Source organism: bacterium (assembly GCA_035380285.1).
Taxonomy (GTDB): Bacteria; Auribacterota; Erginobacteria; order Erginobacterales; family DAOSXE01; genus DAOSXE01.
Window position 1 is genome coordinate 1 of sequence record DAOSXE010000046.1, and the last position, 11,258, is coordinate 11,258.

The 11,258-nt window shown below is 63.2% G+C and carries 7 protein-coding genes; 5 read left to right on the top strand and 2 right to left on the bottom strand.

Annotation, left to right across the window (positions count from 1 at the left end):
* The first annotated feature begins 332 nt into the window (after positions 1-332).
* The 5 genes from PLZ73_11895 to PLZ73_11915 all read left to right on the top strand — a co-directional run bounded on the left by PLZ73_11895 (position 333) and on the right by PLZ73_11915 (position 8,029).
* A complete protein-coding gene (locus PLZ73_11895) occupies positions 333-1,436 on the top strand; it encodes a VCBS repeat-containing protein (protein HOO78575.1) in 1,104 nt (367 codons plus the stop codon).
* Between the two features lie 76 nt (positions 1,437-1,512).
* Positions 1,513-2,385, top strand: a complete 873-nt coding sequence (locus PLZ73_11900; protein ID HOO78576.1) for a DMT family transporter — start codon at positions 1,513-1,515, stop codon at positions 2,383-2,385.
* 120 nt (positions 2,386-2,505) lie between these two features.
* A complete protein-coding gene (locus tag PLZ73_11905) occupies positions 2,506-4,533 on the top strand; it encodes an ATP-binding protein (protein ID HOO78577.1) in 2,028 nt (675 codons plus the stop codon).
* Positions 4,530-4,943, top strand: a complete 414-nt coding sequence (locus PLZ73_11910; protein HOO78578.1) for a response regulator — start codon at positions 4,530-4,532, stop codon at positions 4,941-4,943. Before PLZ73_11905 ends, PLZ73_11910 begins: the two co-directional genes overlap by 4 nt.
* Positions 4,940-8,029, top strand: coding sequence for a PAS domain S-box protein (locus tag PLZ73_11915; protein HOO78579.1), 3,090 nt, complete (start codon positions 4,940-4,942; stop codon positions 8,027-8,029). The genes PLZ73_11910 and PLZ73_11915 overlap by 4 nt, the downstream gene beginning before the upstream one ends.
* A 10-nt stretch (positions 8,030-8,039) precedes the next feature.
* Here the strand turns inward: PLZ73_11915 and PLZ73_11920 are convergent, their stop codons facing one another.
* Both PLZ73_11920 and PLZ73_11925 read right to left on the bottom strand, forming a co-directional pair.
* On the bottom strand, positions 8,040-8,852 hold the full coding sequence (locus PLZ73_11920) for a hypothetical protein (GenBank protein ID HOO78580.1): 813 nt from the start codon (positions 8,850-8,852) through the stop codon (positions 8,040-8,042).
* Between the two features lie 1,069 nt (positions 8,853-9,921).
* Positions 9,922-11,160 carry an IS256 family transposase gene (locus PLZ73_11925; GenBank protein HOO78581.1) on the bottom strand — a complete coding sequence of 413 codons (1,239 nt, stop codon included), beginning with the start codon at positions 11,158-11,160 and terminating at the stop codon, positions 9,922-9,924.
* Between the last annotated feature and the right edge of the window lie 98 nt (positions 11,161-11,258).

An 11,258-nucleotide genomic window follows, 5' to 3' on the forward strand; every position in this document is an offset into this window, starting at 1 on the left:
TCGACCATGAAGGACATGAAGAGCATGAAGGGGGCGAGGCCGAAACCATAACCATTTCCCAATCTGTGAAATTTTTGTTCCCTTATCTGTGTCACCTGCCTGCCTGCGGCAGGCAGGTCTGTGGACCTCTCCAGGGGGCTCCGGCCTGAACCCTGAACCCCGAACCCTGAACCCTCTACCCCCCCCTGGCCTTGACAACGGGCGGCTGGGTTGTCGATAATCCAGACAACGGCCGCAGGGCCGGCCCGGAGGAAGCCCGAATATTTACCCGGGCATCGACGCCCGCTCCGGAGCCGTCGAGCCGCGCGGCCACATCCGCGAGGAGGAGACCGATGCGAGCACTTACCGCCGTTCTGACCGTGGTTTCGATCCTGCTGGCCGCGCCGCGCACGCCCGCAGCCGATTTCGACGGCGACGGCCGCGACGACATCGCGGTCTTCCGGCCGGCCACCGGCCTCTGGAGCGTCCGGGGGTTCACCCGCGTTTATTTCGGCTCCAACGGGGATACGCCTTCGCCCGGAGATTACAACGGCGACGGCATCGCCGATTTCGCCGTCCACCGCTCCGGCAGCAACCTCTGGGCGGCGCGCGGCGTAACCCGTGTCTACTACGGCAACGCCGCCACCGACGTCGCTCTCACCGGAGGAGGAGGAGGAGGGCAGCGGCTCTTCGATTACTCGGTCCGTCCCGGCGACGGGACCGACTTGGAAGAGGCCCTGGAGAGCGACGAATACGACAGCGTCTTCGTTCCGGCCGGATCGTACAATCCGACCGGATCGCTCACCGTCGACCACGTCACCAGGATCGTGGGCGAATCGAAGGAAGCCGTTTCGATCTACCTGCCCGGCAATTCCTACTTGGCCGTGGCTTCTCCCGGCTGCACGGTCGAGGGGCTCACGCTCGTCAACGGCGGTTTCACCAATATCGGGAACTGCTACATCGGCGTGGCCAACGTGACCGTCCGCGACTGCCGGTCCCGCTACAGCGTCGCCGAGGGTTTTCTCTACACCGCCGCGGCTTCCGGCGTGACTCTGGACAACTGCAACGTGGCCTACGCCGGGACCAAGGGTTTCGCGGGAAACGCGAGCGTCAAGGATTCGAAGTTGATCAACTGTTCGGTGGCGGATACGAGTCCCGGCACCAACGACTATGGGTTCGAATACTGCAACAACTTGGTCAACTGTTACGTCAACGGAGAGGATTACGGCTACCGCTATTGCAACAACGTCGTCGCTTCCACGGCGTACGCTTGCCGCACCATGGGGTTCTACCACTGCAACCGGTTGAGTTCCTGCTACGTGGACGGGAACGGCGTCACCCTCTACGGCATGCAGTATTGCAACAACCTGGCCGCCACCACCGTCGAGAACTGCGACGTCGATACGTACCAGCTCTGCAACCATTTCAGCGTCCAGACCTGGGGGTCCTGCGATTGAACCCCGGTCCGGCGAGGACGGTCGCTCCGGCCGGAAACTCCGGGGTGAAAATGCCGGGGGGACGGCGAGGCCACCCGTGAGCGACCGGGCCCGAGGGGCGGTGCTGCTGATCGTCGCCAACTTTTGTTTCGCCTGCGGGTACAGCTTGGCCCACGCCGCCGCCGGGAAAATCTCCCCCTGGCACCTGCTTTTTTGCCGGTGCTTGGTGTACCTCCTCGTTCTCGTTCCCTGGGCCTGTTTCCATCCCCGGCAAGCTCGGGGAAGAAACCGGGGGGCCTTGATCCTCCGGGGCGTTTTCGGCACGGCCATGCTCGGTTGCGTGGTTTCGGCGTTGGCGCTCATTCCGCTCTCCACCGCCACGGTCTTGGCCAAGACCACTCCCTTCTGGGCCGTGTTCGTGCTCTGGATAGCGTTTTCCGTGCGCCCCACCGCGGTCGAGTTCGTCGCCGTGCCGGTGGCGCTGGTCGGCATCTTCCTGGTCGTCCACCCCGAGGGAAGCCAAAGCCTGGCCAACCTGGCCCCGCTCGGGCTGTTCCTGGCCCTGGGGGCGGGCCTGCTCAACTCGATCGAATTCATTATCCTGCGGCGCTTGCGGCGGACCGACGTTCCCCACACCATCAACCTTTGGTACTCGGGGGTGATGCTGGCGGCGATGCTCCCGCTCGCGGTCTTCCTCCCCTGGCCGGCGCACCCCCGGTTCTGGTTGCTGGCCGTCGCCTTCGGGGCGTCGACCTTGATCGGCCAGACCCTGCTGGCCACCGCCCTGCACCTGGTCAAGCCGAGCGAGGCCGCCATCTGCACTCCCTTGATCCCGACGTTCGCCACCGTCATCGGTTGGGTCGTTTTCGGGCAAACCCTCAGCTTTTTGGAGATCCTGGGGTTGGTCCTGGTGATCGGGGCGGGGACGGCCGCGATCGCGGCCGGTTCCCGCCGCCCGCTGCCCGGCTGAGTCCGGCCCGCCCCGGCGGAAAATTAAATTGACACATGTTGCCCGCTCGATGTAAAAGCAATCGAAGCGATTCCTGACCGGAGGTACGGTATGGGCCTGTCCGGCTCTCCCGGAAAATCCGTGAAAATCGGGCGTTTGCGCCGCCTGAACTCGGTCCTCAAGGCGGTGCGAAACATCAACCAGCTCGTTACCCGGGAGTCTTCCCGGGACCGGTTCCTCGACAAAATCTGCGAGATCCTGGTGGCGGACCGAGGGTACGGGGACGCCTGGATCGGGCTGACCGACGGCGCGGAAGTGCGCACCGTGGCCGTGTCGGCGGGCGATGGCGAAAGGATCCGGAAGATCCTGGAAAAGTCCGGAACCCCCGACTGCGTCGCCCGGGCCCTCGAACGTCCCGAGCCCGTCGTCGTTCTCGCCCCGGCCGAGGAGTGCGGGGGATGTCCCCCCGGGGCCGGCCGCGACTATACGGCGCGGCTGGCCGTCCGGCTCGAGTTCGAAAACCGTATCTTCGGTTTTTTGAGCGTGTCCGTCCCTCCGGAAGCGGCGGCGGACCCCGAGGAGAAAACCGTTCTCGCCGAACTCGCCGCCGACATCGCCTTCGCCCTGGACCGGTTCGAGGCCGAGGCCGAACGGTGCACGGCCGAGGAGCGTTTCCGGGAACTGTTCGAGAACATGAGCAGCGGCGCCGCGGTCTGCACGGCCGTCGAGGGGGGAAAGGACTTCCTCTGCGTCGATTTCAACGCCGCCGCCGAACGGATCGACGAGATCTCCCGGAAGGACGTGATCGGGAAGCGCTTGACCGAGGTCTTCGCCGGGGCGAAGGAGACGGGGATTCTCGACGCCATGCGCCGGGTCTGGGAGACGGGGAAATCCTTCCGGCTCCCCCTGAGCCGGTACGTGGACGACCGGGTTTCGGGGTGGAGGGAAAATTACTTCTACCGGCTCTCTTCCGGGGAGGTGGTGGCGATCTACCGGGACGTGACCGAGCAAAAACGCAGCGAAGCCGAGCTGAAACGAAGAGAGGAGTTTCTCGACGCCACCGGCCGCATGGCCAAGGTGGGGGGGTGGGAACACGATCTCCTGTCCGGGGAGGCGGTTTGGACCCCGGCCCTCTACGAGATCCTCGAACTGGATTCGGGGCCCGCGCCCGGGCCCGCCAAGTACCTGGAACACTACTTCGGCTCCGACCGGGAGATCCTGGCCGAAGCCTACCGGAAAGCCGTCGACAGCGGGGAGCCCTTCGACCTCGAACTCCGGGTTCGAACGTATCGGGGGCGGTGGCGCTGGGGCCGGGTCCACGGCGAGCCGGTCTTCAAGAACGGCCGTTGCCGCAAGATCTGGGGGGCCTTTCAGGACATCACCGACCGGAAGGCGGCGGCGGAGGAGCTGAAAAAACTCAACCTGGAACTGGAAGAACGGGTGCGGCGGCGGACGGCCGAACTCGAGGCTTTTTCCTACTCGGTTTCCCACGACTTGCGGGCGCCCCTGCGGGCCATGGACGGGTTTTCCCAGAAACTGCTCGAAGACTACGGTTCCTCCCTGGACGAGAAGGGCCGGCATTACCTGCAGCGGGTCCGGGCCGGGGCCCAGAAGATGGGACGCTTGATCGACGATCTTCTCTCCCTCTCCCGGCTGGAACGCCGGGAGATGAGTTGGGAAACGTTCGATCTGGCCGAGGCCGCCCGGGAGGTCTACGAGGACCTGAAGCCGGAACGCGAGGGCCGGCGGGTGGAGTTCGCGGCGTCCTCCGGACCCGTCCGGGCCGACCGGACCCTGTTCAAGGTGTTGCTCGTCAACCTCGTCTCCAACGCCCTCAAGTTTTCCCGGGAAAGGGACCCGGCCCGGATCGAGGTCGGCTGCCGCCGGGAGGGGGAGCAAACGGTGTATTACGTCCGGGACAACGGGGTGGGGTTCGACATGAAGTACGCGGACAAAATCTTCACGCCGTTTCAGCGCCTGCACCGGGAAGACGAATACGAAGGGACCGGCATCGGTCTGGCCACCGCCCAACGGGTCGTGTCCCGCCACGGGGGAACCATCCGGGCCGAAAGCGGGAAAAACAAGGGGGCGGCCATCTTCTTCACCCTGGGTGCGGATCCCGAAGAAGCGCCGCCTCCCCGCGGCCAACCCCAAGGAGAAGAACCGTGAAACCCAAGGACATCAGGATCCTGCTGGTGGAAGACAACCCCGACGACGTGGAGCTGACCCTGGAGGCGTTCCGGGGCCATAAGCTCATCAACCGGATCACGGTGGCCCGGGACGGAGAGGAAGCCTTGGAGGAGATCGGCCGCCACCGGACCGACCTGATTCTCCTCGATCTCAAGCTCCCCAAGATTTCGGGCTTGGAGGTGCTCAAAAAGGCGAAAAGCGACCCCCGGACCGCCGCGATTCCCGTGATCGTGCTCACCTCTTCCCGGGAGGAACAGGACCTGGTCGAAAGCTACCGGTTCGGCGTCAACAGTTACATCCGCAAGCCCGTCGACTTCACCGAGTTCATCGAGACCGTCCGCCATATCGGTCTTTACTGGCTCCTTCTCAACGAGTATCCCCGGGCATGAAGGAGCGCCGCGACTATTCCGGGGTCGAACTCAAGGTCGTCCTCCTGGAGGACAACCCCGACGACGCCGAGTTGGTCCAAAACGAGCTGGTCCGGGCCGGCTTCCGGCCGTCGGTCGTCCGGGTCAACAACCTCGAAGACTTGAGCAAAGCCCTGTCTCCGCCTCCCGACGTGATCCTGGCCGATTACGCGCTTCCCGCGTGCAGCGGCCTCGACGCCATCGAGGTCCGGGACCGGATCGCCCCGGACGCGCCCCTCATCATCGTTTCCGGGACGATCGGCGAGGAGGTCGCGGTCGAGTGCATGCGGGCGGGGGCGACCGATTACGTCCTCAAGGACAAGCGCTTCCGCCTGGGCCCGGTGGTGCGGCGCGCCCTGGAAGACAGCGAATCGTTGAAGATCCGCCGGCGGGCGGAATGGGAGCTGGAGCGGATTTTCGACCTCTCCTTGGACATGATCTGCGTCACCGACTTCCGCGGCTGCTTCAAACGCGTGAACCGGGCCTTTGCCCGGGTCCTGGGCTATCCCGAGACGGAGCTGCTTTCCCGGTCCTGCTACGACTATATCCACCCCGACGACCGGGAAAAGACGCGCCGGGTTTTGACGGAGGTCCTGGGAGCGGGGGCGCCGGTGGTCGGCTTCGTCAACCGCTTCCGGCACCGGGACGGGACCTACCGCTGGCTGGAATGGAACTCGCAGCCCGTCGTCGAAGAGGGCAGCACGTACGCCGTGGCCCGGGACATCACCGGGTCGCGGGAAGCGCAGCGGCGGCTCCGGGAGAGCGAGGACAAGTTGCGCCTGGCCCTTTCCGCCGCCCGAATGGGAATCTGGGATTGGGACATCGAAACCGGATCCGTGATCTGGACGGACGGAGTGGAGGCGATATTCGGGCTGGCTCCCGGCGCTTTCGCCGGGACCTACGGCGCTTACCTCGATCTCATCCACCCCGACGATTCCGAACGGGTCCGGAACACCGTCGACGGCGTCGTTTGCGGGGACGATCCCGCCGGCCACTACGAGATCGAGCACCGGCTGATCCGGCCCGACGGCTCGATCGGGTGGCTGGCCGCGACCGGCCGTCTCTTCCGCGGCGAGCGGGGAGAAGCGGTGCGCATGGTGGGGACCGCTTGGGACATCACCGAGCACAAGGAGACCGAGCGCCGGATTCGGGAATCGGAGACCCGGTACCGCGAGTTGGTGGAGAACATCAACGACGCCATCTTTTCGCTGCGGAGCGACGGAACGATAACCTACATCAGCCCGGCGATCGAAACCATCGCCGGGTACACTCCCCCGGACCTGGTCGGGCGCAACTTCCGGGAGTTCGTCCACCCCGAGGATATCGAGGGGATCGACGTCTCTTTCCGGAACGTCATGGAAGGGAAGATCGAACCCTCGGAGTACCGCGTGCTGACCGCCTCCGGGGGCGAGCGTTGGGTCCGGACTTCCAGCCGTCCGCTTCGCGACGGCGGTTCGCCGGTCGGAATCACCGGTTCGATCACCGACATCGACGAGCGCAAGCGGGTGGAGGCCGCCCTGATCGAAACCGAGAGCAAGTACTTGACGCTCTTCCGCGCCGCCCGGGACGGGATCGTGCTCCTGGATTTGGAGACCGGGACCGTCGCGGAGTGCAACCCCGAGTTCGAACGGCAGGCGGGGAGGACCCAGGCGGAACTGAAGAAGATGAAGATCTGGGAACTGCGGCCCCCGGAGAAGGTGGAGGCGTCCCGGCTCAAATTCTTCGAGATCCAGAAACGGGGCTACGGGGGCGCCGACGACCTGGAACTGCTCCGCCCCGACGGGACGGTCGTTCCGGTGGAGTTCGAGGGGAAGGAAGTGGAGTGGGGGGGCAGGAGCTACATCCAAGAACACTTCCGGGACGTCACCGAGCGCAAAAAAGCCGAGGAATCCCTGCGCCAGCGGGAGGAAGAAAACCTGCGCTTGCAGAAGATGGACGCGGTGGGAAGGCTGGCGGGCGGGGTGGCCCACGATTTCAACAACCTTTTGACCGCGATTATGGGGTTCGTCGACCTGGTCCTCTCCGAACTCCCGGAAGGGTCCCCGTACCGCTCCGATCTGCTCGAGGTGGAAGCCGCCGCCCGGCGGGGAGGGCTGCTCACCCGCCAACTCCTGGCCTTCAGCCGGAAGCAGACTCTCTTCAAGAAAATGCTCGATCTCAACCGCCTCGTCCAGGGCATGGAAGTCATGCTCCGGTCCCTGCTGAGCGAGGACATCGAGATAGATATCGACCTCGATCCCGAGCTCAAGAACGTCCGAGCGGACGCCGGCCAAATCGAGCAGGTGGCGATGAACCTGGTCATCAACGCCCGGGACGCGATGCCCGCCGGCGGCCGGCTCACGGTCCGCACCGAAAACGTCGCGCTCGACGAGGAAAGCAGCCGGGAGATCCGGGAATCGCGCCCGGGGGAGTTCGCCTGCCTGACGGTGGAAGACACCGGGACCGGGATGAGCGGGGAGATCCAGCAGCGGATCTTCGAGCCGTTTTTCACCACCAAGGGCCCGGAAAAGGGGACCGGCCTGGGGCTTTCCACCGTCTACGGCATCGTCAAGCAGCACGGGGGCTGGGTGAACTTCTACAGCGAACCGAAGCGGGGGACGGTCTTCCGCGTCTACCTGCCGACCTTGAGCACCCCGGCGGCCGCGAAGGCGAGAGAGTCCTTCCCCTCGGAATATTCGCCCGGGAAGGGGGAACGCATTTTGCTGGTCGAGGACAACGAGGGAATTCTCAAATCCCAGCTTCGGATTCTCCAGCGCGCCGGGTACGTCGTCTTCGGGGCCGGGACCGCGGCCGAAGCCAGGGACCTTTTCCGGCGGGAAGAAGGCAACTTCGACCTCTTCTTCACCGACGTCGTCCTCCCCGACGGGAACGGTTTGGAATTGGTCGAGGAATTGAGGAAACGGGTTCCGGCGCTGCGGGTGCTCCTCAGCAGCGGTTATATCGATCTCCGGGAAAACGGGGACCGCATCCGGGAACTGGGCTTGCCCTTCATCGAGAAGCCCTACCAGATCCGGCCGCTTTTGAACCGGATCCGGGCTGAACTCGACCGTCCCGCCGCCGGCCCCTAGCCGGTCCCGATCAAAGGTCCCGCCCGTCCGCGGCGGCGACGATCTCGACCGCCGCCCGCAGGGAAGCGGCCAAGGCCTGCTTTTCCCGGGTGACGTAGTCTCCCGCGGGAAAGGGGACGTGGTTGGAGACGCCCCGGACGGCCACGCCCCGGACCCCGCGCCAGGCGGAGCAAAGGGCGTAAAAGAAGGCGGTCTCCATGTCCAGCAGGTAAGGTTTGCCGCCGCGGTAGAGCCGGAGGAAGGCCTCGAAACCGGGCGGGGAGCCGCCGCCGGGAACCGGCGCGGGACCGGCGTCAACGAGTTCGCCTTGCTCGTCGAGAACGCCGCCGAACCCGTAAAAGGTGTCTTGGGAAACGATCTTTCCCGGAGCGACGGAGGGGAGGCCGAGCCGCCGTCCGATTTCGGCCAGGCCCGGGTCGGGGAAGAAATCCTCTCCGGGTTTCGCTCGGGAAAAATAGCCGGCCGCCCCCAGGCCGCCCAGGGGGTTGGCGGCGGCCCGGTCGAGGAGGTAGACCCGGCCCAGGGAGTAGTGGCGGGAGGCCCCGCAGGTTCCGGCCATGACGAAAGCGCGGGCCCCCAGCCGGACCAGCTCGCCGAGAGCCCCCGCCGTCGAGGCCGAGCCGTACCCGGCCAGCACCGCCGGGAAGGAAAGCCCGGGGCGGGAGACCCGGAACGTGCGGGATTCGCGTCTCCGGGCCCGTTCCTCCAGGGAAAAGCCGTCCGCTTCCAGGGCGGCGGCCACCGCCGAGCGCTCCTCCCCGAAGACGAGCAGGACGGTCTCGGCGACGTCGGCCGGGGTCAGCCCCAGCAAGGGCGTTTTCATGGCACGGCTCCGGGTTTCACGGATAGGGCAGGGAGAGATTTTTGCACCTGATTACTCTGATTAACTCTGATTGAGAGAAAAAGCCAGAATACAGTATTCAGTATTCAGAATTCAGTAGAAAACACCCCCGCCGAACCCTCGATTTCACATGTAGGCATGTAGGAGAGGGGAAAGAGGGATCAGGGTTCGGGGTTCAGGAAAGACCCCCACCGCATCCCCTGGAGAGGTCCACAGACCTGCCTGCGGCAGGCAGGTGACACAGATAAGGAAAGAGTTTTGGGGGAGCATAGGGACGGAGTATTTGAGGTCATTGCGAGGAGCCCGCGTCTCCCCTTTTCTTCAATGTCCGATTTTCCGTTGAGCGTTTTTTCGGACATTTGTCCGAAAAAACGCTCAACGACTGTGGATAACTGCCATTTTCCCGACAATTCCGTAGCTTTTTTTCTGAAGAGGTCCACATCCGTGGATACTTCCCCGGGTGAGGGGGGGAAAGAAGGGGCTGCGGCGAATTGTCTTTTACCACGGGCCCGGGATACCTAGTATTTCTGCCTCGCCCCCTTCATGATCTTCATGTCCTTCATGGTAAAACTGAGATTACGCAGATGGGGAAAAGGAAAAACTAAGATTACGCAGATTAGGGAAAAGAAAATTGTTCCCACTGTCTGCCGGGCGGCATCTTCAGTCCGTCTTAAACCCTCAAAAATCCTCTTGTGCCCCCTTGTGCCTCTTGTGGCTAACCCTCTCCCCTTCATGTCCTTCATGGTAAAACTGAGATTACGCAGATGGGGAAAAGGAAAAACTAAGATTACGCAGATTAGGGAAGAGTCCACAGACCTGCCTGCCGGCAGGCAGGTTTCACAGATTAGAGGACTAAAATTTCACAGATTGGGAAATGGTTATGGTTTCTGCCTCGCCCCCTTCATGACCTTCATGTCCTTCATGGTCGAACTAAGATTACGCAGATTAGGGAAAAGAAAATTGTTCCCACTGTCGGCCGGGCGGCATCTTCAGGAGATATTGTCAAAAGTTGTGGATGAAGGGTCGCTAAGCGCATCCTTCCGATCCTTTTTCAAGCAGCCTGAGCCATTATTCCGTCGACGAACTTCACCCCCTGCATGACCAGGGCGATATATTCGTACTTGTTCAATCGTCGCCAATGTTTTTCGGCCTGTTCCACCAGCTTGTACACCATCATCAAGGTTGCGCTGCGAGATCCGCATCCTTTCGTGCGCACGGTGCGCAAACGAACCGTGGCGAAGGTTGATTCTATCGGGTTGGTCGTACGCAGGTGGACCCAGTGTTCGGCCGGGAAGTCGTAGAAGGCGAACAAATCCTCCCGATCTTTAGCCAGGCAAACGCAGGCTTGCGGATACTTGGCTTGGTAAAGGTGGAGGAACTCATCGTAGGCCTTGAGCGCCTCCTCCTTGGTCTCGGCCAGGTACATGTCATGGATGCGCTGCTTGGCCGTGCCTTGAACCCCCTTGGACATCTTATCGAGAACATTGGCAGTCTTATGCACCCAGCAGCGTTGCCGGCGCATGCCGGGGAACTCTTCCGCTGCCGCCGCCCAGAACCCCAGCGCCCCATCTCCCGTCGCCAACGCCGGAAATCGACTCAACCCCCGGCTTTTCAAGTCCCGTAAAACCTCCAACCAGGCCAGCTTGCTTTCCCGGTATCCGTCCTGTACCGCCAACAACTCCTTCTTCCCCGTTTCCGTAGCCCCGATGACGACCAGGATGCAACTGCGTTCATCCTCCAGGCGCACGTTGCAATAAACTCCGTCCACCCAGATGTAGACGTAATGTTTCCCCCGCAAGTCCCGCCGCCTCCAGGTCTCGTACTCCTGGTTCCAGATTTGCTTGAGACGCACTATGTTGGTAGCCGATAACCCCGCCGCCCTCGGACCTAAAATCGCCTCCAACGCCTCGGCAAAATCTCCCGTCGAAATCCCTTTCAAGTATAGACACGGGATCAACGCGTCGATGCTCGGTACCCGGCGCATAAACGGCGGCAGTATGTCACTGGTAAAACGCTTCCCCTCCCGTCGATCATGGACACGAGGCTGCCGTACTCGTATCGGCCCGATTCCCGTTACCAACTCTCGGCTCGGCGCATAGCCGTTGCGAACCACCAGCCGATGCCCCTTCTCGTCTACCTGGCTCCGCCGACTTTCCAGGTAGTGCGCCACTTCACCCTCGATCGCCTGTTGCAACATTCGCCGGGCACCCTCCCGGAGCACGTCCTCCAAGACCGTTTTTACCTCGGGATTCCCTTGCGCTTCCTCCAACCGATGTGTAGCCTTTTCCATGGAGCGTATCCTTTCCCCGGCAGCTACCGGGTTTTGGGTTTTGGTTTTCCTGAAAGGATACGCTCCTTTTTCCCATCCACAACTTTCGGTTATATCTC